This window comes from Methylobacterium organophilum (assembly GCF_022179465.1).
Taxonomy (GTDB): domain Bacteria; phylum Pseudomonadota; class Alphaproteobacteria; order Rhizobiales; family Beijerinckiaceae; genus Methylobacterium; species Methylobacterium organophilum.
In genome coordinates, this window is record NZ_BPQV01000016.1 from 41268 (window position 1) to 66966 (window position 25699).

Consider the following 25699-nt stretch of genomic DNA (forward strand, 5'->3'; position numbering starts at 1 on the left):
CGCTCAGCCGCGCGGGCCGCAGGCGATGGCGACCACGGCGCCCAGATAGGGCGCCGCGGCCGCGCCCAGGCTCGCCGGAGGAGCGGCGGTCGTGGCAGGCGTCACGCCGTTGGCCGTCAGGAAACCGCCGATCGCCGCGGCCGGCACCAGCCGGTAGCGGGTCGGCGGCACCACACCCGCCACGAGCCGCGGAGCGCTTGGATAGACCGCGACCAGGCCCGCGAGCCGTCCCGACCGGTCGAAGGCCGGAGCACCGCCGGAGCCCGGCTGCAGCGGCGCGGTCAGCCCGTCGCCGGCCGCCTCGCCCGGCGCTGCGGAGGGGGCGCCCGCCGCCTCGGCACCGAGGACGACGAGGGCCTCGCCCGGCGCAGGCGCCTCCGCTCGCAGGGTCGGTGCGCGCGAGGCAGGAAGACCCCGTCCTTCCAGCTTCAGCAGAGCCAGCCCGTTGGCGGCGTCGCGAGGCCCGATCGTGGCGGCCATCGCACCGATCCGCGGCGCGGCGCAGCCTTCGAGCGCCGTGGCCGAGGTGAGGACGAGGTTCTGCGCGACCGCGAGCCCCGTTGCGGCAGGGCGGGCGGGGAGGGCGGCGCTCGGCGCGGGCGCGGATCTCGGCGCCGCAGCCTCGGCGGGCTTGGCCGGGGCGGGCGCGGTGTCCGGGAAGGGCGTGAAGCTGTTGGCCACCGCGATCACGAGCCGATCGATATCGGCCGCGAGCGCCTTGTCGTAGGCGAGGCTGAAGCTGCGGATCCCCGCCTCGCCGAGGGCGTAGCGGAGGTAGAACTTGCCCGTCGCCGTCTCCCCGGTGACGACGAAGAAATCCGGCTTCTTCAGCTTGTAGGTGACCTTGCGCTCCGGCGTCGCCGTGCTCAGGCGCTCGAACAGCGGGTCGAGCCCGCCCTCCGCGGGGGCGGATTTGGCGTCGAGGGTGACCCGGCCGTCGGCGCTCTGCCAGCGGCTGCCGCCGGGGATGGCGCTGCGCTTGGACAGGAGACGCTCGGGCACCCCGAGGGCGATCCCGCTCGCCGCATCGGTCCGCACCGAGAAACGGGCGGCCTTGCGGGCCGCCTCGCCGGCGGCCAGCAGCGCGGCCGTCTCCGTGCCCGAGAGCTGGCCGGTCGGGTTCGCCCCGATCCGCTTCTGATAGGTGAGGAGCCCGTCGAAGCTGCGCCGGCCGAAGGCGCCCGTGGTCACGCCGTTATAGTCGCCGGTCCAGACCAGGGCGTCCTGGATCGCCCGGCGCTCGGATTCGGGGCGCGCCTCGAAGGCGGATTTCGCGGCCTCGAAGACGGGATCGGGCTGGGCCGCCGGCCGCGGCGCCTGCGCCCGGGCCCCCATCGGGCCGCCCGGGCCGGTGAGAAGCGTGAGCGCGACAAGACCGGCAACATACCACCGCAAGTCGCGCCCCTGAACCATGTCTCTCGCCCTCGAGCCGGGAATCAGCGGGCTTCCCCGCCGGCCTGGCGATCATAGGGGATTTCGGGACGGCCTCACGCATCGGTGCACCGGCTCAAAGCGGCTGTTGCGGCCATGAGTGCCGGTGCTAGCGTGCCGCCCGCCCCGGACGGGACGAATCATTCGGAGACAAGGCATGGCGTATGGCGGTGGCCTCTTCGGATGTCTCGCGGCAGCCTTGGCCCTCTCCACGGCCCTCGTCTTGCCCGCTTCCGCGCAACAGCCCGCGCGCCCGGTCCCCGCTGCCGGGAGCGCGACGGCTCCGGTCCAGAAATCCTATCAGCGCCAGGAACTGGCGAGCGAGGGCGTCCGCCTTGCGGCGGCGCTGAAGGCCGAGGCTCCGGCCGGCGCGAAAAATGCGGCTCAATGGCGGCGCGAGGCGGAGAGCGCGGCCAAGAGCGATGAGGGGGACGGTCTCGCCGAGCTGAACGCCCTCGCCGCCGCCGTGTCCGCCGATCCCGGCGATCCGCGCTCCTGGCTCGACTATGCCCGGGCCGCCAACGAGGCCGGCCTCGACGAGGAATGGGACGATTACCAGGCCAAGGAGAGGCTGAAGCGCCGGGCCACGGTCGCCGCCTACCAGGCCTATCTGCGGGCGCGCACGGCCGCCGACGAGGGGAAGGCGCTGGCCAAGCTCGGCGAGATCGAGGGCAGCCATTCCGACTGGCGCCCGGCCCTCGACGCCTACCGCGCCAGCCTCGCCCTGCGCGAGGACGCGGCGATCCGCGAGACGTTCGACACGATGCGGGCGGAGCACGGTTTCCGCATCCTCGACTACAAGGTCGATTCCGATGCGGCCGCCCCGCGGGTCTGCTTCGTCTTCTCCGAGAGCCTGCCCGCCAAGACGGACATGACGCCCTACATCGCCGTCTCGGGCTCGGCGAACGCCGCCGTGACGAGCGAGGGGGCGCAGGCCTGCGTCGACGGGCTCAAGCACGGCGAGCGCTACGCCTTCGTGCTGCGCCAGGGCCTGCCTTCGGCGCTCGGCGACGATCTTCTGAAATCCGCCGATTACGAGATCTACGTGCGCGACCGCGCACCGCAGGCGCGGTTCACCGGCCGCAACTACGTGCTGCCCCGGACCGGTCAGGCGGGCGTGCCCGTCATCTCGGTGAACGCGCCGAAGCTCGACGTCGAGGTCTTCCGCATCGGTGACCGCGGCCTGCTGCCGGCCCTGCGCTCGGAGGAGTTCCTCGGCCAGATCAGCGGCTGGAGCGCCAAGACCATCGGCGACCAGAAGGGCGTCAGCGTCTGGAAGGGCAGCCTGGAGACCGCCAAGGTCGACCTCAACCGCGAGGCGGTGACCGCCTTCCCGGTGCTCCAGGCGGTCGGCAAGCTCGAGGCCGGCCTCTACGTCATGGTCGCCCAGCCGAGCGGGACCGCTGCGCAATTCGGCGGCGAGGAGGAGGTCAGCGCCGACGCGAAGGCGACCCAGTGGTTCGTGGTGTCCGATCTCGGGCTCACCGCCTTCAAGGGCAGGGACGGCGTCCATGTCTTCGCCCGCTCGTTGGCGAGCGCCAAGGCGGTGCCCGAAGCGGAGATCCGGCTCGTCGCCCGCAACAACGACGTGCTCGCGAGCGCGAAGACCGATAGGCAGGGCCATGCCGCCTTCGCCGCCGGGCTCGCCAAGGGCGAGGGCGGCCTCGCCCCGGGCCTCGTGGTGGCGCAGCTCGGGGAGGATTACGGCTTCCTCGACCTGTCCCTCGGTGCCTTCGACCTGACCGATCGCGGCGTGAAGGGGCGCGCGGCTTCGGCCGCGCTCGAAGCCTATGTCTTCCCCGAGCGGGGCGTCTACCGCTCCGGCGAGACCGTGGCGCTGACTGCGCTGCTGCGCGACAGCACCGGCGCGGCGGTGCCGAGCCTGCCCCTCACCCTGGTGGTGAAGCGGCCGGATGGGGTGGAGTATCGCCGCGTCTCCGTCGCCGATGGCGGGCTCGGCGGCCGCGCGCTGGCGGTGCCCCTCCTGTCCGGCGCCATGCACGGCACCTGGCGGGTCGCGGCCTATACCGATCCGAAGGCGTCGCCGGTCGGCGAGGCGAGCTGGCTCGTGGAGGATTACGTCCCCGAGCGGCTGGAGGTGAGCCTCACCCCGAAGATTCCAGCCCTGAAGCGGGGTGAGGCGGCCGCGATCGACGTCGCCGCCCGCTATCTCTACGGGGCGCCCGGCGCTGGGCTCTCGGTGACCGGCTCGGTGGCGGTGCAGGCCGCCGCCGCGCCCGGCATCAAGGGGCTGGACGGCTTCTCCATCGGCCTCGACGACGAGGCGGTGCAGGCGACGACCGCCGAGATCGGCGAGGCCGGCACCACGGATGCCAAGGGCAACGCCACCGTGAGCGTGCCGGTGCAGGAAGTGACGGCGCCGCGCGCCATGGAGGCGCGGATCACGCTCGCGGTGGGCGAGCCCGGCGGCCGGGCCCTCAGCCGCAGCCTGACCCTGCCGATCCTGCCCGAAGGCCCGGTCCTCGCCCTCCGCAAGAATTTTTCCGGTGAGCTCCGGGAGGGCGGCACCGCCACCTTCGATCTCGTCCTGGCCGCGCCCGACGGGAGGCGCCTCGCCCAGCCCGGCGTGAGCTGGACCCTGTCGAAGATCGAGCGGAACTACCAATGGTACCGCCAGGACGGGCGCTGGTCCTTCGAGCCGGTGCAGAACACGCGCCGCGTGGCCGACGGCACGGTCGATCTCTCGGCCGAGGGCCCGGCGAAGCTCTCGGCTCCGGTGGGGTTCGGCAGTTACCGGCTGGAGGCGAGCCTTCCTGGGCAGCCGAATGCGGCCGTGAGCGTGTCCTTCACGGTCGGCTGGGGCGGTTCGGAGAGCGCGGACGTGCCCGACCTCCTCGACCTCACCCTCGACAAGGCCGCCTACGCGACCGGCGAGCGCCTGCGCGCCCGGCTCCAGCCGAAATTCGCCGGCAGCGCCACCCTCGCGGTGGTGAGCGACCGGGTGCACGACATCCTCGACGTCGCGGTGCCCGAGGGCGGCACCACCGTCGAGATCCCGGTGAAGGCGGAATGGGGCCCGGGCGCCTATCTCGTCGCCACGGCCTACCGGCCCCTCGACCAGGCGGCCAAGCGCATGCCGGGCCGCGCCCTCGGCCTCGCCTGGTTCTCGGTCGACCGGGACAAGCGCGGGCTCGCCGTGTCGATCGCGGCCCCGGCCAAGACGAAGCCGCGGGAGACCCTGACCGTGCCGGTGACGATCGCCGGGCTCCAGGCCGGCGAGGAAGCGCGGGTGACGCTGGCCGCGGTGGATGTCGGCATCCTCAACCTCACCCGCTACGAGGCGCCGAACCCGTTCCAGTTCTTCTTCGGCCAGAAGGCCCTGGGGCCGGAGATCCGCGATCTCTACGGCTACCTGATCGACGGCATGCAGGGCGTCCTCGGCGCGATCCGCTCCGGCGGCGATGCCGGGGGCGCCGAGCTGGCCGACGTGCCGCCGACCCAGGCGCCGCTCGCCCTCTATTCCGGCATCGTCACGGTGAGGCCGGACGGCACGGCGCAGATCCCCCTGGCGCTGCCGGCCTTCAACGGCACCGCCCGGCTGATGGCCACCGCCTGGACCAAGGGACGGGTGGGGCAGGCCCAGGCGGATGTGATCGTGCGCGATCCCGTCGTGGTCACGGGCACGCTGCCGCGCTTCCTCAATGTCGGCGACCGCTCGCGCTTCTTCGTGGCGCTCGACAATGTCGAGGGCGCGGCGGGCGACTACACCCTCGACCTCGACCTCTCCGGCCCCGTGCTGGTGGCGGGGGACGCGCTCCACCGGACCGTTCGGCTGGAGGCCGGAGCCAAGGGCCAGCTCGTGATCCCGATCACCGCCGCCGGCCCGGGCACGGCCCGGATCGACCTGACCCTGAGCGGTCCTCGCCTCTCCGAGGGCATCGGCCAGAGCTTCGCGCTCGCGGTCAATCCGGGCACCGGGCCGCTCCTGCGCCGCACGGTGCGCACGCTCGAGCCCGGCGCCAGCGCCGAGATCGGCCGGGAGCTTCTGGCCGAGATGCTGCCCGGCACCGGCTCCGTCTCGGTCTCCGTGAGCCAGATCACCGGGATCGACGTGCCGGCCCTGCTCCAGGCCCTCGACCGCTATCCCTATGGCTGCTCCGAGCAGACGGTGAGCCGGGCCATGCCGCTGCTCTACGTCAACAGCCTCGCCTCCGCCGAGCGGCTGGGCCTCGACGGCAAGCTCGACGAGCGGGTGCGCGAGGCGATCGACCGGGTGCTCTCCCGCCAGAATTCCGGCGGCGATTTCGGCCTCTGGTCCGCGGGCGAGGCGAGCGACGTCTGGCTCAACGCCTATGTCACCGACTTCCTCACCCGCGCCCGCGAGCGGGGATTTCCCGTGCCGCAGACCGCTTTCAGCAACGCCCTCGACCGCCTGCGCAACGAGGTCGCCAATGCGAGCGAGGTGCGCGACGGCGGCATGGACATCGCCTATGCGGCCTATGTGCTCGCCCGCAACGGCCGCCCGGTGATGGGCGATCTGCGCTACCTCGCCGATACCAAGCTGTCCGATTTCGCCACCCCGCTCGGGCGCGGGCAGATCGCGGCGGCCCTCGCGCTGCTGGGGGATCGCGGCCGGGCGGCCAGGGCCTACGAGTCCGCGCTCCAGGCCCTGCGAAGCGAGGCCGATGCGAAGACCTACCGGGCCGATTACGGGACGCGGCTACGCGACGGCGCCGGGCTGATCGCGCTGGGGGCCGAGACCGGCCTGCTGCGCGACGCGCTGAAGCCCCTCGCCGCGGTGGTCACGCAGGAGCGGGAGGCGAGCCGCTCTACCAGCACGCAGGAGAATGCCTGGATGGTGCTCGCCGCCGAGGCCCTGGCGAAGGAAGGGGAGACGCTGTCCGTGGCCGTCGACGGCACCCCCGGCAAGGGGCCGCTCGCCCGCAGCTTCAAGCCCGCTGCGCTGGAGGCGCGGACGGTGCGCGTGACCAACGAGGGCAAGGACCCGGTCCAGCTCGTGGTCGGCGTCTCCGGAAATCCGATCGCGCCGGAGCCGGCGGAGTCCCGCGGCTACACGGTGGAGCGCAGCCTCTACCGGCTCGACGGCACGCCGGTCGACGCCGCCAAGCCCCTGCGCCAGAACGACCGGCTCGTGGTGGTGCTGAAGGTGACGGAGGCCAAGGCCAGTGCCGGCCGCCTGCTCCTCGTCGACCGCCTGCCCGCCGGGCTCGAGATTGACAACCCGAAGCTCCTCGACACCGACGCCCTGGCGGCCCTGAGCTTCGCCAAGAGCGACGTGCCGCCGGCGCATACCGAGTTCCGCGACGACCGCTTCGTGGCGGCCTACAACCGGGACACCGAGCAATCGGCCTTCTTCTCGGTGGCCTATACGGTGCGGGCGGTCTCGCCGGGCGTCTACGTGCAGCCGGCCGCCACCATCGAGGACATGTACCGCCCCGACCGCTTCGGCCGCACCGGCTTCGGCACGGTCGAGGTGGTGGCGAAGGAGTGATGGGGAAGCGGCCGCCAAGGCCCTCTCCCCTCCGCGGGAGAGGGGGACCCTCGCGTCAGCGAGGGTCGGGAGAGGGGAGCGCCGTCTCCGGAAGGACCTGCGCCGGCCCCTCTCCCGCCTGCTCCGCAGGCACCCTCCCCCGCAGAGGGGGGAGGAGCGCGGCCGCTGCCCTGCTTCTCTTGCTCGTCCTCGGCCTCGCTCTCTGGCGCTACGCCGCGAGCCTCCCGGCCCTCGACCTCACGGAGGCATCCCGGCGCTCCACCGTCGTGCTCGACCGGAACGGGGCGCTGCTGCGCCCCTTCGCCACCGCCGACGGGCGCTGGCGGCTGCCGGTGACGGCGGCGGAGGTCGATCCGCGCTACCTCGCCATGCTCAAGGCCTACGAGGATCGGCGCTTCGACGACCATCCCGGCATCGATCCCGCGGCGCTGCTGCGGGCCGCCGGACAATGGCTGAGCCAGCGCCGCATCGTCTCGGGGGGCTCGACCCTGTCGATGCAGGTCGCCCGTCTCGTCGAGCCGCGGCCCGAGCGCTCGCTGACGCAGAAGCTGCGGCAGGCGGTCCGCGCCCTCGCCCTGGAGCGGGCGCAGGGCAAGGCGGCGGTGCTCGATCTCTATCTGGCGCTGGCGCCCTTCGGCGGCCCGGTGGAGGGCGTGCGGGCGGCGAGCCTCGCCTATTTCGGGCGCGAGCCGGCCCGGCTCTCGGCGGCGGAGGCCGCCCTGCTCGTCGCCCTGCCGCAATCCCCGGAGACGCGCCGGCCGGATCGCTTCCCCGCCCGGGCCAAGCAGGCCCGCGACCGGGTGCTCGACATCGCCGCCGCCCGCGGCGTCCTGCCCGCGGCCGAGGCGCAGGCGGCCAAGGCCGAGCCGGTGCCGACGGTGCGAAAGACCTTCCCGATGCTGGCAGCCCATGCCGCCGAGCAGGCGGTGGCCGCCGATCCCACGGCGCGGGTGATCGCCCTCAGCCTCGACCGCCGCCTGCAGGCGAGCCTCGAAGCCCTGGCCGCGGAGCGTGCCGCCGCGGCGGGGCCCGGCCTCTCGGCGGCGATCGTGGCGATCGACAACCGCAGCGGCGCGGTGCTCGCCCATGTCGGCAGCGCCGGCTATCTCGATTCCGCCCGGGCCGGCGCGGTCGATGCCGCCCTGGCCCTGCGCTCCCCCGGCTCGGCGCTGAAGCCCTTCATCTACGCCCTCGCTTTCGAGAACGGCATCGCCCATCCCGAGACGCTGCTCGACGACCGCCCGGCCCGCTTCGCCGCGAGCTACGCGCCGGAGAACTTCGATCTCACCTTCCAGGGCACGGTGACGGCGCGGCGCGCCCTGCAGCTCTCGCTCAACGTGCCGGCGGTGGACCTGCTCGATGCGGTCGGCGCCGCCCGCTTCGTCACCCGCCTGCGCGGGGCGGGCGCCGACATCGTTCTGCCGCGGGATACGGCGCCCGGCCTGCCGGTGGCGCTCGGCGGCCTCGGCATCCGGCTGGCCGACCTCGCCCGGCTCTATGCGGGGTTTGCCCGTGGGGGGGCGGTGCCGCCCTGGCGCGAGCGCATCGTCTCCGCCGCGCCGGAGCCGGAGCGCAGCGTCGCCGATCCCGTCTCCGCCTGGTACGTGGCGGACATCCTGCGCGGGGCGCCCCCGCCGGAGAACGCCCTGACCGGGCGCCTCGCCTTCAAGACCGGCACCTCCTACGGCTATCGCGACGCCTGGGCGGTCGGGTTCGACCGGCGCGTCACCATCGCGGTCTGGGTCGGGCGCCCGGACGGCGCGGCCGTTCCCGGGCTGGTCGGGCGGCTCGTGGCCGCGCCGGTGCTGTTCGATGCCTTCGCCCGTTACGGCGGCGAGCCGGAGCCCCTGCCGATGCCGCGGGACGCCCTGGTCGCCACCACGGCGAGCCTGCCGCCGCCCCTGCGCCACATCCGCAAGGACGCGCCGAAGACGCTGGCCGCCACCCTCGGCGTGCCCCTGAAGATCGCCTACCCGCCGGACGGCGCGCGGGTCGAGCTCGGCCTGTCGGAGAACGGCGCCGTGCGCAGCGAGGCCGCGACCCTGGCGCTCAAGGCGCTCGGCGGCGAGCCGCCGCTCACCTGGATGGTCGACGGCGCTCCGGTGGCCGAAGGCCTGAGGCGGCAGACGGACTGGCACCCCGAGGGCGCCGGTTTCGCCCGCATCTCGGTGATGGACGCGAAGGGCGCCAGCGACAGCGTGGTGGTGCGGCTCGAATAGGCCGGCCGATGGCTGGTCTGCGCGGGCGCCGCTGGCGGGGCGGCCCCGCCCGAAATAGATCAGGCGCCATGAGCACGACCCGCATCGTCTGCATCCGCCACGGCGAATCGACCTTCAATGCGGTGCATCAGGCCACGGGGCGCGACCCCGGCCATATCGACGCTCCCCTGTCCGAGCGCGGCCGCCGCCAAGTCGCCGCGGCCCGGGGATCCCTGCGGGACATTCCCTTCGAGCTGGTGGTGACGTCCCCGCTGACCCGCGCGCTGCAGACCACCGCCGGCCTTTTCGCCGATCATCCGGCCAAGCCGCAGGTCCTGGTCGAGGTGCTCCACCGCGAATGTCAGGAGAGCAGCTGCGATGTCGGCCGCGCCGCTTCCCTGCTCGCGCGCGAATTCCCGGATTTCCGCGTGGACCACCTGCCCGAGACCTGGTGGTACGCCGAGGGCGAGGTCGGGCCGGAGGGCTGGCATGTCGAGCCCCGCCCCCTGTTCGAGGCCCGGGTGGAGGGGTTTCGCGACTTCCTGCGGGCGCGGCCGGAGCGGACCATCGCCGTGGTCGGCCACTGCACCTTCTTCTACCACCTGACCGGACGGTGGCTGGAGAACTGCGAGGCCCTGGAGATCGACCTCGACAGCCCCTCCCGGGCCTCCGCGCGCGCCTGACCCGGCCCTCGCTCCGCTCGCACAGCGAGGGCCGGCGAAGCGTCAGAACCGGTAGTTCACGCCGGCCCGGACCACCGCGAAGCCGGGATCGGTCTTGGCGAGGCCGTAATAGGCGGGAACCGAGGAATCGTAGACGGTCGTGCTGGTGCTGCTCTGCTTCAGGTTGACGTAGAGGGCCTCGATCTTGGCCGAGAGCTTTTCGGTGAAGGCGTATTCGAAGCCGCCGCCGAAGGCGTAGCCGGTGCGGAAGTCGCTCGGCAGCGTGCCCGTGTAGGACGCGGCATAGGACGACTTCGAGCCCCCGCCATAGGCGAAGCCGCCGGTGCCGTAGATCAGCACGCGATCGAAGGCGTAGCCGACCCGGCCGCGGACGGTTCCGAAATAGTCGAGGGTGGAGCCGATCGTGTAATAGGGCGTGGTGCCGAGATAGGCGGCATCCGCCTTGGCGAAGGCCGTGCCCTGGATGTCGGTCTCGACGCCGACCACGAAGCCGGCGCCCGGCGTGAACTGGTAATTGTAGCCGATCTGGCCGCCGCCGAGGAAACCGCCGCGATCGGTCTTGCTCTGGGTCACGGTGCCGTAGGTCGCGTCCGTGAAGCTGCTCGGGGCGCTGCGGAAGCCGTAACCCGCATTCACGCCCGCATAGAAGCCGGTCCAGGTGAAGGCCGGCGGGACCGGCGGCAGGGGCGGGGCCGCGCGCCGCGGCAGGTCGGCGGCCTGGGCGGAGGCCAGCCCGGTGCCGAGGCAGAGCAGGGCGGCGGAGATCGGTTTCAGCATCGCAGGTCCTCGTGAGGTCGAAGGGTTCGGGGTCGGTGCGGCTCAGCGGCCGAGGAGCAGCAGGCCGAGCGCGGCGAGGGCGAGGGCCAACCCGAGGGGCACCTCTCGCCCGACAGCCGCGTTCTGCGGTGCTCGGGCTTCGAAGCGGCTCGCGGTGGGCCGGCGAAAGGCCTTGGGAAGCATGGGCAATTCGGATCGTGCGCCGGGCCGCCATCCGGTTCGGGGAACCGGCGGCGGCCCCGAACTAATGCGTGGGAAATTTTCACACGTCAACGCGGCGTGCCTCATTCGCGTGTGCTGGCGCACGCGCGACGGGCGTCGGGAATTCCGGTTCAGCCCTTCATAGGGGCGACGATGGCGGGCCCTGGAGCTTGGAAATGTGCCCGGTCAGGTGCGGGCGCGGGCCGTCTCCATCCGGCGGCCGGCCTCGATCACGTCGATCGTCGGCGCCTGCCGTCCGATCGCGAGCGCTTCGTCGAGGATCGACACGGCGGTCGGCCAGATGCCCTCCGCGAAGGGGGCGGCGCCTTCCGCGACCTCCGCCGCGCAGCGGGCGTCGTCGAAGGCCTTCACGGCCGCGGTGCCGGTGCGGGCGACGGCGGCGGCCCGGGCGCCCTGGACCCAGGCCCGGCGGTAGCCTGCCATCTGGGACAGGGCGCCGCCCTGGTTCTGGGCGATCCGGGCCGCCGACAGGGCCGCCCGCGGGTCGGGGGCGGTCTCGCAGCGGGCCGCGAGGGCGGGCAGGCCGGCCCGGTCGAGGAGCGGGGGCAGGATGCGGCGCACGCTCTCGGTGGCGAGGAAGGTGGTTCGCCGGGTCTCGACCTCCGGCCCGTCCGCCGAGCCGGAGAGCCGCAGCACGAAGGCCATCAGGCGTCCGCGCTCGGCATCGGGCATCGCGTCGTTGAGGCCGAGCGCATAGGCCGCCAGCGGGCGCGAGAAGCAGGGCGGGCAATCCTCGCTGCCGCGGATCGCCCGGTAGGGCAGGCCCGCGGCCACGATCGCCGCCTCGTTGATGCAGGTGCCGCCCTCCGGCCCCGGAAATTCGTGCGAGCCGGCGAGCAGGCGCCAATTCAGGATGCGGCCGAAGGCGTCGGGCAGGCTCGATGCGCTCAAGGGCCTCTCCTCGCGTGTCCGCAGGGAGAGTGGCACGCGGGCGACGCGCTGGCGAGGGGGGAGCCGACCCTGCGGCGTCAGCCGCCCGCCGCCGTCGCGAGCCCGGTGAGCAGGGCCGCCCCGAGCACCAGCACGAAGGCGGCGGCCACGAGTTCGAGGCCGCCGATGGCCAGCGTGCCGGCCTGGCCCCGTCCGCCCGCGAGGCGCAGGGCGAGGGCCTTGGCGAAGACCGCGAGGCTCGCCAGCGCCCCCGTGGTCAGGGCCGTGCCGGCGGCCATGGCGAAGGTCGCGCCGATCCCGGCCGCGAGCATGCCCTGGGAGGCGCAGAAGACCAGGATCAGCACGGCGCCGGCGCAGGGGCGCGTGCCGGCGGCGAGCACGACGCCGATGCGCTCGCGCCAGGTCTCCAGCCGGGAGACGGTCTCGGCATCGCTCAGATGCCGGTGCCCGCAGCCCGGCCCGCAGGCGGCGGCCGGCTCGGCCGCGAGCAGAGCCGCGAGCCGACCAGCCTTGCGCCAGGTGACGGCGAGGCCGAGCAGGGCGACGAGGGCGAAGCTCACCGTCTCGATCAGTGTGCCGGCCCGCGTCATGCCGGCCGCGGTGGCGTTGAGCAGGAGGGTGCCGATCCCCACGATCGCGATCGCCACCAGGGCCTGGAGCAGGGCGGCGGCGGCGCTCAGGGCGAAGCCGCGCCGCAGGATCTTCTCGCCGGCGACGATGTAACCGGCGATCACCGCCTTGCCGTGGCCGGGGCCGGCGGCGTGGAAGACCCCGTAGGCGAAGCCGAGCAGGGCCAGGGCCTCCCAGCCGCCGCCATGCTTCAGGGCGGAGACGGCCCCGCGCAGGCTCTGGGCGAAGCTCGCCTGGATCGCGAGCAGCCGCCCGCCCAGGCCCGTGGCCGCGGGGGCGGTCTCGCGGAAACCGATGCCGAAGGGGGAGCGCGGGGGCGGGGCGGTCAGGCCCGGCGCCACCAGCCAGACGAGGCCGGCCAGCACGCCGGCGGCCAGGGCGATGGCGCCGAGCGCCAGGGCGATCCGCAGGAGCAGGGAATGCCCCCCGCCCTTCGCGACGGGAAGCGTCGGCGCGGCGCTTACGGACACGCGACGATGGCCCGGTTGGCGAATTGCACGCCGTAATCGGAGGCCGCGGTCAGCGCCTCGAAGAAGGCCTCCGAGAGCGGCTTGCCGGCATCGGCGGTCTTGGCCTCGGTGGTCTTCGGTCGGGTGATCGAGGTGGTGCAGCCCGTGGGCGCGCCGGCGAGCCGCACGGCGTCGGCCCCGTCCGCGAGCCCGAAGGAGACGAAGTAGGTCGGGTCGTAGACCTCCAGCGCGGCGACGCCGCGGCCCTGCGCGGCCGGCGTCTTGAGCGGCAGCAGGAAGGTCAGGGTGAGCTTGCCCCCCTCCAGCCCCATGCGCGGGTCCTTCGGCTCGGCGAAGGCCTGTTCCTTGCCGCCGACCTTGAGCTTGGTGAAGTAGCCGAACTCGGCGAGGCCTGCGGTGTTCTCGGTGGCGAGTCCCTGCAACTCCTCGGGGGAGATCTTGCCGTCCTTGTTGGCGTCCAGCCCCTGCGTGATGAAGGCCGAGTATTCCGCGTCGAAGGTCCAGTGGTGGCGCACGCCGGTGACGCGGCCGGATTCGTAGGCGACCTCCTCGGTCGCCGTCACCCAGACATGGGGATGGGCGAGCACCGGGACGGGCGTGAGCAGCAGCACCGGAGCGAGAAGCCGACGGAGCGGCGAGAAAGACGGCATGGCGGTCCCGCGACGCTGGCGTGCGATGGCGTTGGCGTGGCCTGACCATGCCGGCGCGGTTTGGCGAAAGCGAGGCGCCGACGCGAAGAGCCCGCCCGCACCGGGCGGCGCGGACGGGCTCCTGTCGGACGAAGAGCGGACGGCTTATTCGGCCGAGGCGACCTCGACCACGTCGCCGCTGCGGGTGAAGGCGATGGTCGTCTCGCTGCCATCGGCGCCGAGGGTGCCGGGCACGGAGAGGTTCACCGTCTGGTCGCCCTTCAGGGTGGTGACGAGGCGGATGACCTGCGGGTGGTCGGCGTTGGTGTTGAGCGCGGCGAGGGTCGTCACCACGCGGTAGCCGTCCTTCTCGACCGTGTAATAGGCCATGCCGCGGAAGCTGCCGAGCTCGATCCGCTTCGGGGTGGCGGGCTTCCAGTCGGCGGCGGAGGCCGGCGCGGCCGTGGAAACGGCCGCCGTCATCGCCGCCGCGGCGAGCGCGTAGGAAAGGGTGCGCATGTCGTGAGGTCCTGTGCGGTTACTGTCCGCCGGGAGCGCCCGTACGGAAAGCCGGTTGCACCGGGAGACCCCGATATGCCCCAGGCGTTGTGCGCTGCGAAGGGCTCTGAATGCGCCGCACAAATGCAATCAATGCATGGCGCTGTGCCAAACCGCACGAAATCAGTCGTTCAGCGCATGGATTGGTCTTGAAACGCGCCCTTTCAAAAAATCGCGTTTGACGCGTGATCAGCCGTTTTTGCGCCGCAGCAAGGCCTCGACCTCGGCCTGTTCGGCGGGCGACAACGTCGCGTTGCGTCCCGCCGGTGCGCGCCGCCGCGACAGGTTCCAGATCCCCAGCCCGCCGAGGAGCACCGCGAGCAGCGGCGTCAGCCAGAGCAGCAGGGTGTGCCAGGCGAAGACCGGGCGCAGCAGCACGAACTCGCCGTAGCGGCCGACCACGTAATCGACGACCTGTTTGTCGTCGTCGCCTTCCCTGAGGCGCTCCCGCACGAGCAGGCGCAGGTCCTTGGCGAGCGGCGCGTCGGAATCGTCGATCGACTGGTTCTGGCAGACGAGGCAGCGCAGTCCCTCGGAGATGTGGCGGGCCCGGGCCTCGAGCGCCGGGTCCTTCATCACCTCGTCCGGCTGGACGGCCTGTGCGGCGGCGAGGCCGAGCGCCAGCAGCAGCCCGGCGGCGAGAAGCGGCCGTCTCATTCCGCCGGCACCGCGTGGGGCGGCAGCTTGGCCTTGGCCCGCGCCGGGGCGCCGACCCGCATGCGCCGGTCGGTCAGCGAGAGGGCGCCGCCGAGCGCCATCACCACGGCGCCGAGCCAGATCAGCAGTACGAGCGGCTTGTAGTAGAGCCGCAGACCGATCCCGCCCCCGGGCACGACTTCCCCCAGGCTCGCATAGATCTGGCTGAAGCCGACGGTCTTCAGGCCCGATTCCGTCACGGTCATGCGGCGGGAGGGATAGAAGCGCTTGCCGGTCTCCACGGTGCCGACCCTGTCCCCCTCCCGTGTGCGCAGGGTGAGGAAGGCGGTCGTCTCCTCGTAATTCTCGCCCGAGCGCGGGCCGACCCGGTCGAGGGTGGCGACATAGGGCCCGGTCGCCAGCGTCTCGCCGGGAGTGAGCGTGGCGAGCCCTTCCTTGGCCCAGCCCTGGGCGGCGATCCCGATCACCACCACGCCGACGCCGGCATGGGCAAGCGCCGTGCCCCAGGCGGAGCGTGGCAGGCCGATCGCCCGCCGCCAGACCGTGGCCACGCCCCGGCTGCGCGAGGCCCCGTAGCCGCGGGCGCGGTTGGCGATCTCGAGGGCCGAGCCGATCACGAGATAGGCGCCGATCCCGATCCCGACCGGGGCCATCACCGGGCCGCCCCAGGTCAGCGCCAGGGTGGCGAGCCCGGCCACCAGGGCGAGGCCGAAGGCCAGCATCAGGCGCTGGGAGGCCGCGGCCACGTCGCCGCGCTTCCAGGCGAGCGTCTGCCCGAAGGGCACGATCACCAGGAGCGGGATCGCCAGAGGCACGAAGGTCCAGTTGAAGAAGGGGGGGCCGACCGAGATCTTTTCCCCCGTCAGCATCTCGAGGAGCAGCGGGTAGAGGGTGCCCACCAGCACCGTGGCGCAGGCGGCGACCAGGAACAGGTTGTTGAGCACCAGCGACCCCTCGCGGGAGATCGGCGCGAACAGGCCGCCCTGGCGCAGCATCGGCGCGCGCCAGGCGAACAGCGTCAGCGAGCCGCCGATGAACAGCACCAAGATCGCCAGGATGAAGGTGCCGCGGGTCGGGTCGGTGGCGAAGGTGTGCACCGAGGTGAGCAGCCCGGAGCGCACGATGAAGGTGCCGAGCAGCGACAGGGAGAATGTGAGGATCGCCAGAAGGACGGTCCAGACCTTCAGGGCGTCGCGCTTCTCCATCACCACGGTGGAGTGGACCAGGGCGGTGCCCGCGATCCAGGGCATTAGCGAGGCGTTCTCGACCGGATCCCAGAACCACCAGCCGCCCCAGCCGAGCTCGTAATAGGCCCAGTAGGAGCCCATGGCGATGCCGAGCGTCAGGAAGCTCCAGGCGGCGAGCGTCCAGGGGCGCACGGCCCGGGCCCAGACGGCGTCGATCCGGCCATCGATCAGCGCGGCGATGGCGAAGGCGAAGCTGATCGAGAAGCCGACATAGCCGAGATAGAGCAGCGGCGGATGGATCGCGAGGCCGGCATCCTGCAGGAGCGGGTTGAGGTCGTTGCCCTCCATCGGCGCCGGCGCCACCCGGGTGAAGGGGTTCGAGGTGGTGATGATGAACAGCACGAACACGAAGGTGATCGTGGCCTGCACCCCGAGGGTGTTGGCCCGCAGGGTCGGCGGCACCGCGTTGCGCGCCACCGCCACCATCGCCCCGAACAGGGCGAGGATGAGGACCCAGAGCAGCATCGAGCCCTCGTGGTTCCCCCAGACGCCGCTGAGCTTGTAGATGAAGGGCTTGAGGGTGTGCGAGTTCTCGACCACGTTCTGGACCGAGAAGTCGGACGTGGCGTGGGCATAGGTCAGCGCCGCGTAGGCGAACAGGATCGCGGCGAACACGCCCAGGGCCGCGGGCACCGTCGCCTCGCGCAGGGCCGCGTCGCCGGAGCGGGCCGCCCAGACCGGCAGCACCGCCTGGACCAGCGAGAGCGCCAGCGCCAGCGCCAGCGCGAAATGGCCGACCTCTACCAGCATCGGCGGGTCTCCTTCTTCCGGTTCCGGGCCATCACCGCTCGCTGCGCTTGCCGATGGGGGCGCCCGTCTCCGCCTGCGGCGCGGCGGGCGCGGCGCCCTTCTCCCCGCCTTCCTGCCAGCGGCCCTGCGCCTTCAGCGCGTCGGCGACCTCGCGGGGCATGTATTTCTCGTCGTGCTTGGCGAGCACGGTGTCGGCGCGGAAGATGCCGCCGGCATCGAGGGTGCCCTCGGCCACCACGCCCTGTCCCTCCCGGAACAGGTCCGGCAGCAGGCCCTGGTAATGCACCGGCACGCTCGCCTTGGTGTCGGTCACCGAGAAATCCACGCTCTGGTTCGACCCGCGCTTGAGGGAGCCCTCCTCGACGAGGCCGCCGAGGCGGAAACGGGTGCCCGGCGCCACGCCCTGGGCCGCGACCTCGGCCGGGGCCCGGAAGAAGACGATCGACCCGCTCATGGCGGAGAGGATCAGCCCGAGGGCGAGGGCGAGCACGGCCCCGCAGGAGGCGATCAGGATCAGACGTCGGCTCTTGCGGGTCACTTCGCGATTCCGCCCCGGATCGCTGCCGCGCCGCGGGTGCGATCGTGTTTTCGAACGATGATAAGGTCGGGTTTCGGCCGACCGCCCCGCGAAATCAAGGTGCGCGGCCGGGACCGATTGTCAGGGTGGGGACGATTGCGGAGGCCTCAGGGCTTGAGGTCGAGCTCGCGGGCGAGGGCGTCGAGGCGTTCGGCGGCGCCCCTGTCGGCGGCAAGGGCCATCTTCGCCCGGTCGAGCGTCTGGGTCGCGGCCGGGCGGTCGCCCAGCGCGTTGTAGGAGCGCACGAGCCGCATCCACTCGTCGACGCTGCCGCCCTTGGCCGAGAGGCGCCGGTCGAGACCCGCCACCATGTCCCGGATCATCTTCTCGCGATCGGCCTCGGGCATGGCGCGCATCGCCGCCGCGGCCTCCGGGTCGATGCGGGCCGGCCCGGGCGGGGGTTCGCTCCGCGGCGGCTGAACCTGGGACAGCCCGAGTCCGGCGACCTGCGCCTCCAGGCTCTCCCGGGCCGCCGTGTCGCCGGACAGGGCGGCCCGGCCCCGCTCCAGCGCCTCGCGTGCCTTGTCCGGCTGGTCGAGCGCCCCGTAGGAGCGCACCAGACGCGCCCATTCCTCCGGCGTGCCGCCCTGCTTGGCGAGGCGCCGGTCGAGCCCCTCGACCATGCCGCGGATCGCATCCATGCGCTGGGAGGGGGGCAGCGCCTGGAGATTGGCCGCGGGGCCGGCGGCCGGTGCGTCCGGCTTCGTGTCGGGCGCGGGCTTCGTCTCCCCCGCCGGCTTGCCGGCCTCGGCCTTCAGCCGGGCGAGGCTGTCGCGCACGCCGCCCATCCAGGAGGCGTCGGCTGGACCCTGGGCTTCGAGCGCCGCCAGGCGGCGGATAGCGCCGTCGAGGTTGCCCGCCAGCTCGTCGGCCCGGGCGAGGTAGAATTGCGGCTTGGGCGCCTTGGGATCGGCGGCGACCGCCCGGTCGAACAGCGTGCGCGCCTCCGGCGGCACGTTGCCGTCATTGGCCGCGACCAGGGCCTCGCCCCAATCCGACAGGATCGTGGCGTTCTCGCCCTTCAGGCGGGCCACGGCGGCGAAGGCGCGGGCGGCCTCGTCGAAGCGGCCGAGCCGCATGTAGACCGGGGCCAGCACCTCCCAGCCGCGGGCGTCGTCGGGATGGCTCGCGAGGCGCGCCTCGATCTGGCCGATCGCCTTCATCAGGTCCTGGCCGCCGGCCTGGGCGGCCTTGCGGTCGGCCTCGGTCTGCGAGGGCATGTTGGGCGAGCCGTAGAGCCCGTAGACGACGAGGGCCACCAGCGGCACGGTCGAGAGGGCGAAGGCCGCCGCGGCCCGGCGCTGGCGCAGATGGGGTTCGGCGAGATGCGGGCCGTCCCGATGGTCGGCGGCTTCCTCGCGGCTCGCCCGCAGCAGGCGCCGGGCGGCCTCCGCCCGCGCCGATTCGGCCTCCGCCGGGGCGATCAGCCCGCGGGCGAGGTCGCGCTCGATCTCGGCGAGCTGGTCCTCGTAGAAGCCGGTCTGCGTCGCGAGCCCCTCCGGCTCGCCGGCCTGGGCCTGCGGCTTCGGACGGCGCGTGAGCGGCCAGAGCAGCGCGAGCACGGCCGCGCCGGTCATGAACGCCAGGATGAACCAGATCGCCGTCATTGAACCTTACAGAGTGCCGGGGCTTCGCGGCCAGCGCCCCGCACCGGATCGTGGATCCGCGGCAAGTCGACAGCTCCCCTCGTCCCGTCCCGAGCATCGGGTGCCTGACGGCCCGCCGCCCATGGCCCGCTTGACCGCGAGCCGCCGCGCCTTAGCACGGACGAGGCCGAACGTAACCGCGCCGGGGCCGCGCGCGATGTCGCTCCGGGGCGGGGCCGCCCTATCGCTGGGCCGCCCCGGCCGGGGCGTCGCCCGGCACTTCCAGCACGGCGCGCAGCCCGCCGATCGCCGCCTGCTCCAGGCGGAAGCGGCCGCGATAGAGCGCGGCGAGGTCGGCGACGATGGACAGGCCGAGGCCGGAGCCGGGCTTGGTCTCGTCGAGGCGGCGCCCGCGCTTGAGCACGGCGGTGAGGTCCGCTTCGGGCAGGCCCGGACCGTCATCCTCCACCGCGACGATCAGATGTGGAAAATCCTGCTCGCCGACCGCGGCGGCCGAGATCGCCACCCGGCCGTTCGCCCATTTCGAGGCGTTGTCGACGAGGTTGCCGACCATCTCCTCGAAATCCTGACGCTCGCCGCGGAAGCGCAGGCCCGGCGGGACCTGCACCTCGTAGGCGATGTCCTTGTCGCGGTAGATCTTGCCGAAGGTGCGCACCAGGCCGGCCAGCGCCGGTTCGACTTCCGTCGAGGCGCCCAGCGTGCCGGCGAGCGCCGCGGCCCGGGCCCGGTCGAGGTGATAGTTCACCTGGTCGCGCATCACCGCGGCCTGCTCGCGGATCTTGTCGGCGAGCTCGGGGGGCGCCTCGCCGCCGCCGACCTCGTTCACGATGATCGAGAGTGGCGTCTTGAGGGCATGGGCGAGGTTGCCGACCTGGGTGCGCGCCCGCTCCAGGATCTCGCGGTTGGTCTCGATCAGCAGGTTGATCTCGCCCGCCAGGGGGGCGATGTCGCGGGGATACTCGCCGTCGATGCGGTCGGCCTCGCCGCGGCGGATGGCGCCGAGCGCCGTGCGCAGCTTGGTCAGCGGCGCGAGGCCGAAGCGGATCTGCAGGAGCGCCGTCACGGCCAGCGAGAAGCCGAGCAGGCCGAAGGTGACGAAGAGGGAGAAGCGGAACCGGTCGACGTCGTTGACGATCTCGTCCGCCGGTCCCGCCACCCGCACGGTGTAGCGACCCTCCTGGCCGAGATCGACGTCGCGCTCGACGATGCGCAGGAGCCGGTCGTCCTGGCCGTGGCCGTAGCCCTGGCGGATCTGCCCGATCGTCGCCGTGCCGGCCTGGTCCGGCCCCTTGAGGGGCACGCCGACGAGGGAGCGCGAGCCGCGCAGGTCCCGTGGCCGCGCATCGGGCCGCCCGACCTGCCAGTACCAGCCGGACAGGGGCAGGTCGAAGCGCGGGTCGCCCAGCGCGAAGGAGCGCGTCTCCGGATCGTTGGGCGAGACGAGGTCGGTCGCGAGGTTGTTGGCGTAGACGAGCAGCCGGCTGTCGAAGCCGCGCTCGGTGTTCTCCCGGTAGAGCGTGGTCAGGATCCAGGCGGCCAACACCAGGATCGCCGTGCTCGACAGGAGCGAGGACACCGCGAGGCGGACCGCGATGGAACGGCGGCGCAGGGGCAGCCAGGCGAGGCGGTCGGTCATGGCGGTGGCAAAGGGGCGGGCGTGTCGACCCGCTTGACGGAACGCCGGTAAAGAAAGGCGCCCACGACGGAAACGATGGTGCCGCCACCGATCGTGGCGGCGACCCAGGGTTCATGCATCCAGATTGCGAAGGCGGAGACCCCGAGCGCCGTCAGGGCAAACAGGACCGCGCTGATCTGACCGAGGGCCTCGCGCCGTACGGTGGCATCAAGCGCCGTTCGCTCGTAGGCGCGGCGGTGATCGGCCTCCAGCTCCCATTGCCGCAGGATGCGCTCCGGGGCATCTGGAACGATACGCTGAAAATCCTCCAGGATGGCCGGTGGCGGGAGAGGACCCTTCCAGAACGCGCCGTGTTCCAGGAAGACGGAGGATTCGTTCGGTTCGCTCGTCCGGCCCTGGTCGGTCGGCCCCGGCTGTCGCGCGGGCGAGCTAGACCGCCGGGGTTTCCGCACGGAGCCGCTCACGCACGATCACACGGCGCATATCGTTGCCGATCCGAAGCCCGTCGAGGCGCAGGGCCTCGGCCTCGTCGCGATGGGGATAGCGCAGCGGTGCCTCCGGTGCGGGCCAGATCGACGCGAGGGCACCAAGACCTTCCAGGAAGCTGCCAAAGCGCGTCTTGCGCTCATCTGAGGGCATCGAGGGTTCTCTGCCTTGCGGTCGCGGTTGCTGCATCTCGGGTGCAGGCTGCGGACCATGCCATGAAACGCGCGGCCTGCGTAGGGACATGACCCCCGCTCACCCCCGCCCGGTCGGCTGGTTCGGGTCGACCAGGTAGCCGAGGCCGCGCACGGTCTGGATCAGGTCCACCGCGAGCTTCTTGCGCAGGCGACCGACGAAGACCTCGATCGTGTTGGAATCCCGGTCGAAATCCTGGTCGTAGAGATGCTCGGTCAATTCGGCGCGGGAGACGACCCGGCCGGTATGGTGCATCAGGTAGGAGAGCAGCCGGTATTCGTGGCTGGTGAGCTTCACCGGGTTGCCGTCGACGAAGACGCGGCCGGAGCGGGTGTCGAGGGTCACGGGGCCGCAGGCGATTTGGCTGGTGGCGTGGCCGGCGGCGCGGCGCAGCAGGGCGCGCACCCGGGCCATCAGCTCCTCCATGTGGAAGGGCTTGGTCACGTAGTCGTCGGCCCCGGCATCGAAGCCGTCGACCTTGTCCGACCAGCGGTCGCGGGCGGTGAGGATGATGACGGGCGTCTTCACGCCCGCCCGGCGCCAGCGCTGCAGCACGGTGACGCCGTCCGCCTTGGGCAGGCCCATGTCGAGGATGATGGCGTCATAGGGCTCGTTCTCGCCGAGATAGCCGCCCTCCTCGCCGTCGAAGGCCTTGTCGGCGACGTAGCCGGCCTCCTCCAGGGCGTTGACGACCTGCCGGTTGATGTCCCGGTCGTCCTCGACGACGAGCAGACGCACGTGAACCTCCTCGAAACCGTTGCGGGCCGCCCCACCCCCGGCCCTACCACTGCCCCGCGACCTGACCGGACTGGGCGTCGACCATCACCTTCACGAACTGCCCGTCCCGCCGCAGGGCGGTGAGCAGGTAGACGAGGCCCTGGTCGTGCCGGCAGAGGGTGGCGCGCTGGATCTCGGCTCGGGGAATCACCTGCCGCGCCGCGCGGATCGCCGCAATGGGGGCGACGACGCGCTTGTCCGCCACCGCCTCGCGCAGGTCGGCGGGCGAGAGGCAGTCATCCCCCTTGTTCAGGGGTTCGCGGGGGATCTGCGGCTGCGCGGCGGTGACGGCGCCGGTCTCCTCGGCGAGCGGCCCAAGGCCGTCCGTCGCGAGGAGCGCGACGGCCGGTACGGCGAGCAGCAGGACGAGGGTGAGACGCATGGGCGGCACTGTCGAGTTCAGGCACTGAATGCGCCCTGAATGGAGTCGGTTGCGCGGTGCGACGAAGGCGCCTTCACTCGGGCAGGATCACGGGCGCAATCCGCGTCCGCACCGCCTGCAGGGCGCGGCGGGCGAGGGCCTGGCCTTCGAGGGCGTCCTGGGCCGCCAGGCGCAGGGCGCCGAGCGAGCTCTCGAAGGCGCGCTGCGCGGCGCGCAGGCGCCCCTGCGCCGCCAGGCACCGGGCAGCCTCGCGCCGGCGGCGGATTCCGCGCGGGATCTCGAAGGGACCCATCGTCGTCTCCATCGTCGTGAAACGGGGGGGGCGTCACGGCCGCGCCCGCCCCTGGATCTCGGCCAGGCGCCGCAGGATCTCGTCGAAACGGTCGCGGGCATGCCCGTCGCTGCGGTCGACCCCCTGCGCGATCTCCCCGACGAGCCGGGCCAGCTCCTCCAGCACGCGGCTGCGGGCCTCCAGGGCCGAGGCCACGGCGGCGTTGGTCTGGGAGGCCCGTTCCAGGGCGGTGGCGGTGCTGCCCGCCTCCTCGATCCGGGCCTGCGCCGCGCGCGTGCCCTCCCGGTGGAGATGCAGGCAGGCGAGCCCGAGCAGCACCGCGACGATCCAGCCCGCGCCCGCCTCGGACAGGAGCAGGCGCGCGGCCTCGATGGCGATCCGGTCCACGGGCGGCCTCCTGCGGCGTCGGGGCGGCCCGGCCCGCCCTCAGGGGCGGGCGAGGGCCGGGGCGAGGGTGTTGGCGCGGGTGGCCTCGGCTTCGAGCGGAAGGCTACGGAACACCTTCTCGGCGAGGCCCGTCTCGCCGCCGGCCGCCCGCACCAGCCAGGCCGGGGCCTGATCGAGGGCGCGCTGCACGGCCTGGGCGATCACCGCGGAGCCGAGGGGCACGGAGAGGGTGCGCCCGCGCGCCGCCCCGGCCACGGCGTTGAGCGCGTAATCCGTGGCGTTGCGCACCAGGCGCTCGACCAGGGTGCTGGTGACGAGGAAGCGCAGCGGCCCGGCGAGCCGCGCCGCGGCCCCCGCGGCGGCCGCGGCCAGGGCGGGCGCCGCGATGCCGCCGAGCGCCTGCAGGCCGGCGGTGAGGGCGTCGCCCCAGGGCAGCAGGATCTCCGCGCCCGCGGCACGGGCCGGGCTGCAGGCCCCGGCGAGGCCGAGGACGGACAGGGCGAGGAGGGCGGCAGGGGTTCGTGCGGGACGGTTTCGTGCGGTCATGGCGATGTCTCCGAACGGCGTGTGGGTCAGCGGCGGAAGAGGCGGGCGAGGGCGCGGCGCAGCCAGCCGGGCCGCGCTGCGGCGCCCGGAGGCGGGCTCTCGGCGGGGGGCGCCTGCGCGGGCCATGCGACCGGCTGCCGGTCGTCGCGGCGGGCACGGGGCAGGGCAGTAGCGTAGGGCGTGCGGAACTGGTCGTGTTCGCCTTGGCGGCGGGGGATCAGTGCGGCCGGCCGGTCCCACATCAGGATCGCCTGCGCCGCGCCGTCGCGATCGCCGTCCCGCAGGCGCCGCAGCACGGTGGAGCGCAGGAAGGCGGTGGGTCCGATGTTGAAGCAGAGGGAGACGAGGGCGTCGAAGGCGTTCTGCGGCAGGTCCTCGCCCGGGGATCCGGCGAGGGCCTCGCGCACTGTCCGGGCGTAGCGGGCCACGTCCCGGGCGAAGAGCGCGTCGCATGCCTGCGCCGTGATGGTCAGGCCCGGCACGACGACGGGTGGCCCCGCGGCGGCGGTGTGGCCGACGCCGATCGTCCAGATGCCGGCGGAATCGCGATAGGCCTCGAGCCGGCGTCCCTCGCGGGCGACGAGCACGGCGCGGCCGATGGGGCTGAGCTCCATGGAAATCTCCGGCGATGGTCGAGGGACGAGACGGTCCTCAGCCCCGGCACAGGATCCAGACCTCGCCGCGGCCACCGGCGCCCCCCGGGCCGGAGGCCGCGCCGTTGCTGGCGCCCCCACCCCCGCCCCCGCCGCCGCCGGGAAGGCCGCCATTGCCGCCGGCACCGCCGGAGCCCGAGCCGTTGGCCGGTCCGGCCCCGCCGCCGCCGCCGCCGCTCGCACCTCCGCGGATCCAGGCCTTGGCCGCCCCGTTGTTGCCGCCGAGCCCGACGGCGCCTCCTGCGGCGGTGACGGCCCGCCGTCCCGCATTGCCGAGGATGTAGCCCTGTCCGCTCGGGCCGCCGGCGGTCGCGGCCTCGCTCGCGGAGATGCCGCCGCCACCCCCGCCGCCGCCGCTGCCCTGGAGACCGTTTCCGCCGGCTCCGCCGGCGGCGGCGCCCGCGGAGCCGGTGCCGCCGCTGCCCACGGCCAGCGCGCTCAAGCCGCCTCCGCCCGTGCCGCCGCCGGCCGCCGCCGTGGCGCCTGCGCCGCCGGCGCCCCCGCCCAGGGCCGTCAGCAGGATGACGGAGCCGTTGGCGACCGTGGTGTTGCTCCCGGCCGTGCCGCCGCTGCCATTGGTCGAATCCGCGGTCTGGGCCGGTGCGCCGGCCCCGCCGGCGCCGATCGTGATGGCGAGCGTCGCCGGAAGGTCGTCGGCGAGGAATTCCTCCACGACCAGGGCGCCCGCGCCGCCGCCCCCGCCTCCGGCCCGGACCGTGCCGGCGGCGCCGCGGCGCCCCGCGCCGCCCCCGCCTCCGCCACCCATGGCGAAGATCGTCACCATACGCGCCCAGGCGGGCCTCTCCCAGGTGCCGGAGCCGGTGAGGGCCGTCACCTCCGTGCGCAGGGCGCCGCGCTCGAAGCTGACGAGGCCGCTGCTCCGGTCGACGCTGAAGGCGGTCGACCAGGCACTTCCGTCGGCGCTGACCCGGAGGCTCAGGTCGTCGCTGCCGACGAGCCCGATTTCCGCCCGGCCCGAGAAGGCGCTCTGGAGCAGGAGGGACAGGACATTGGCGGCCCCCTCCTTGTTGAGGGCGTAGCGCAGATCCCCGCTGCCGCCCTCGGCGGCGGGCCTGGCGGTCCAGAGGGCCTTGTTGAGGCGGGCCGCGAAGGGATTCTGCGCATCCGCCTGCGTGCCGATCCCGAGAAGAGCGAGGTTCTGCAGCCCGGCGATCGTGCTGCGCAGGTCGATCCAGGCGGAGCCGGTGAAGGCGTAGAGGGCGCCCTCGTCGAGGAGGAAGGCGCACCAGCCCGGCCGGGGTGCGTAGCCCGTCCAGACGCCGTCGCGGAAGGCGGCGACCTGCCCCGACAGGCCGCTCCAGGCCCCGGTCGGGTTCGCCGCGAGGACGAGGTAGCGGTCCCCCTCGTTCGGCGCGGCGGGCGGCGCCGCGAGGTCCTTGTCGAGGCAGGCGAGCTGCACCAGCGCGTCGAGGTCGGCGAGCGCCTCGTTGTGGGTGACGTGCTTCTGGGCCTGCCCCGCCGCGAGCAGCGGCAGGCGCAGGTTCTCGGTCTCTGCCATGCGGGGCTCCGTCGTCGAGGGGCTTCGGG

24 protein-coding genes are annotated in these 25699 nt (G+C 73.4%); 3 read left to right on the top strand and 21 right to left on the bottom strand.

Features of this window, described 5'->3' with window-relative positions:
* Positions 1–3: 3 nt before the first annotated feature.
* Positions 4–1413: a trypsin-like peptidase domain-containing protein gene (locus MFF21_RS21785; protein WP_373325078.1), complete on the bottom strand. Its 1410-nt coding sequence runs from the start codon at positions 1411–1413 to the stop codon at positions 4–6.
* 175 nt (positions 1414–1588) lie between these two features.
* Here MFF21_RS21785 and MFF21_RS21790 point away from each other — a divergent pair, with 175 nt between their 5' ends.
* The 3 genes from MFF21_RS21790 (at position 1589) to MFF21_RS21800 (ending at position 9785) form a co-directional block, all read left to right on the top strand.
* Positions 1589–6904, top strand: a complete 5316-nt coding sequence (locus tag MFF21_RS21790; RefSeq protein WP_238314062.1) for an alpha-2-macroglobulin family protein — start codon at positions 1589–1591, stop codon at positions 6902–6904.
* Positions 6904–9123 (top strand): penicillin-binding protein 1C, encoded by a 2220-nt coding sequence (gene pbpC / locus MFF21_RS21795; RefSeq protein WP_373325079.1) that lies wholly within the window; start codon positions 6904–6906, stop codon positions 9121–9123. Before MFF21_RS21790 ends, pbpC begins: the two co-directional genes overlap by 1 nt.
* Positions 9124–9191: 68 nt before the next feature.
* A complete protein-coding gene (locus MFF21_RS21800; protein ID WP_238314064.1) occupies positions 9192–9785 on the top strand; it encodes a histidine phosphatase family protein in 594 nt (197 codons plus the stop codon).
* Positions 9786–9827: 42 nt separating this feature from the next.
* Here MFF21_RS21800 and MFF21_RS21805 read toward each other — a convergent pair whose 3' ends face one another.
* From MFF21_RS21805 to MFF21_RS21900, 20 genes are all read right to left on the bottom strand, one after another.
* Positions 9828–10562: an outer membrane protein gene (locus MFF21_RS21805; protein WP_238314066.1), complete on the bottom strand. Its 735-nt coding sequence runs from the start codon at positions 10560–10562 to the stop codon at positions 9828–9830.
* Positions 10563–10604: 42 nt separating this feature from the next.
* Complete coding sequence (locus tag MFF21_RS21810) at positions 10605–10745, bottom strand: hypothetical protein (RefSeq protein WP_238314068.1); 141 nt, start codon at positions 10743–10745, stop codon at positions 10605–10607.
* 204 nt (positions 10746–10949) lie between these two features.
* Positions 10950–11675 (bottom strand): hypothetical protein, encoded by a 726-nt coding sequence (locus tag MFF21_RS21815; RefSeq protein ID WP_238314070.1) that lies wholly within the window; start codon positions 11673–11675, stop codon positions 10950–10952.
* A 77-nt stretch (positions 11676–11752) separates the two neighbouring features.
* Positions 11753–12775: a nickel/cobalt transporter gene (locus MFF21_RS21820; RefSeq protein WP_308445698.1), complete on the bottom strand. Its 1023-nt coding sequence runs from the start codon at positions 12773–12775 to the stop codon at positions 11753–11755.
* The gene (locus MFF21_RS21825) at positions 12766–13425 is read right to left on the bottom strand and encodes a DUF1007 family protein (protein ID WP_238314071.1); all 660 of its coding nucleotides are present in this window, start codon (positions 13423–13425) and stop codon (positions 12766–12768) included. Before MFF21_RS21825 ends, MFF21_RS21820 begins: the two co-directional genes overlap by 10 nt.
* A 144-nt stretch (positions 13426–13569) precedes the next feature.
* A complete protein-coding gene (locus tag MFF21_RS21830) occupies positions 13570–13923 on the bottom strand; it encodes a hypothetical protein (RefSeq protein WP_238314073.1) in 354 nt (117 codons plus the stop codon).
* Between the two features lie 228 nt (positions 13924–14151).
* A complete protein-coding gene (locus MFF21_RS21835) occupies positions 14152–14619 on the bottom strand; it encodes a cytochrome c-type biogenesis protein (protein ID WP_238314074.1) in 468 nt (155 codons plus the stop codon).
* Positions 14616–16616 carry a heme lyase CcmF/NrfE family subunit gene (locus MFF21_RS21840; protein ID WP_238314076.1) on the bottom strand — a complete coding sequence of 667 codons (2001 nt, stop codon included), beginning with the start codon at positions 16614–16616 and terminating at the stop codon, positions 14616–14618. The genes MFF21_RS21835 and MFF21_RS21840 overlap by 4 nt, the downstream gene beginning before the upstream one ends.
* Before the next feature lie 31 nt (positions 16617–16647).
* Positions 16648–17154: a cytochrome c maturation protein CcmE gene (ccmE, locus tag MFF21_RS21845; RefSeq protein WP_238314079.1), complete on the bottom strand. Its 507-nt coding sequence runs from the start codon at positions 17152–17154 to the stop codon at positions 16648–16650.
* Positions 17155–17300: 146 nt separating this feature from the next.
* Positions 17301–18800, bottom strand: coding sequence for a c-type cytochrome biogenesis protein CcmI (ccmI, locus tag MFF21_RS21850; RefSeq protein ID WP_238314090.1), 1500 nt, complete (start codon positions 18798–18800; stop codon positions 17301–17303).
* A 220-nt stretch (positions 18801–19020) separates the two neighbouring features.
* A complete protein-coding gene (locus tag MFF21_RS21855) occupies positions 19021–20436 on the bottom strand; it encodes an ATP-binding protein (protein ID WP_238314091.1) in 1416 nt (471 codons plus the stop codon).
* Positions 20433–20900, bottom strand: coding sequence for a DUF2335 domain-containing protein (locus tag MFF21_RS21860; RefSeq protein ID WP_238314093.1), 468 nt, complete (start codon positions 20898–20900; stop codon positions 20433–20435). Before MFF21_RS21860 ends, MFF21_RS21855 begins: the two co-directional genes overlap by 4 nt.
* Positions 20866–21075, bottom strand: a complete 210-nt coding sequence (locus tag MFF21_RS21865; protein ID WP_238314095.1) for a hypothetical protein — start codon at positions 21073–21075, stop codon at positions 20866–20868. The genes MFF21_RS21860 and MFF21_RS21865 overlap by 35 nt, the downstream gene beginning before the upstream one ends.
* A 99-nt stretch (positions 21076–21174) precedes the next feature.
* Positions 21175–21852 carry a response regulator transcription factor gene (locus MFF21_RS21870; RefSeq protein WP_238314098.1) on the bottom strand — a complete coding sequence of 226 codons (678 nt, stop codon included), beginning with the start codon at positions 21850–21852 and terminating at the stop codon, positions 21175–21177.
* Between the two features lie 43 nt (positions 21853–21895).
* Positions 21896–22273 carry a PepSY domain-containing protein gene (locus tag MFF21_RS21875; RefSeq protein WP_238314100.1) on the bottom strand — a complete coding sequence of 126 codons (378 nt, stop codon included), beginning with the start codon at positions 22271–22273 and terminating at the stop codon, positions 21896–21898.
* 73 nt (positions 22274–22346) lie between these two features.
* Positions 22347–22565 (bottom strand): hypothetical protein, encoded by a 219-nt coding sequence (locus tag MFF21_RS21880; RefSeq protein ID WP_238314102.1) that lies wholly within the window; start codon positions 22563–22565, stop codon positions 22347–22349.
* Between the two features lie 33 nt (positions 22566–22598).
* Positions 22599–22952, bottom strand: coding sequence for a hypothetical protein (locus MFF21_RS21885; protein WP_238314104.1), 354 nt, complete (start codon positions 22950–22952; stop codon positions 22599–22601).
* Positions 22953–22991: 39 nt separating this feature from the next.
* Entirely contained in the window at positions 22992–23498 is a 507-nt protein-coding gene (locus MFF21_RS21890) for a hypothetical protein (RefSeq protein ID WP_238314106.1), read from the bottom strand.
* 26 nt (positions 23499–23524) lie between these two features.
* Positions 23525–24112 carry a lysozyme gene (locus MFF21_RS21895; RefSeq protein ID WP_238314108.1) on the bottom strand — a complete coding sequence of 196 codons (588 nt, stop codon included), beginning with the start codon at positions 24110–24112 and terminating at the stop codon, positions 23525–23527.
* Positions 24113–24149: 37 nt separating this feature from the next.
* Positions 24150–25670, bottom strand: a complete 1521-nt coding sequence (locus tag MFF21_RS21900) for a DUF2793 domain-containing protein (protein WP_283206551.1) — start codon at positions 25668–25670, stop codon at positions 24150–24152.
* Positions 25671–25699 lie beyond the last annotated feature (29 nt).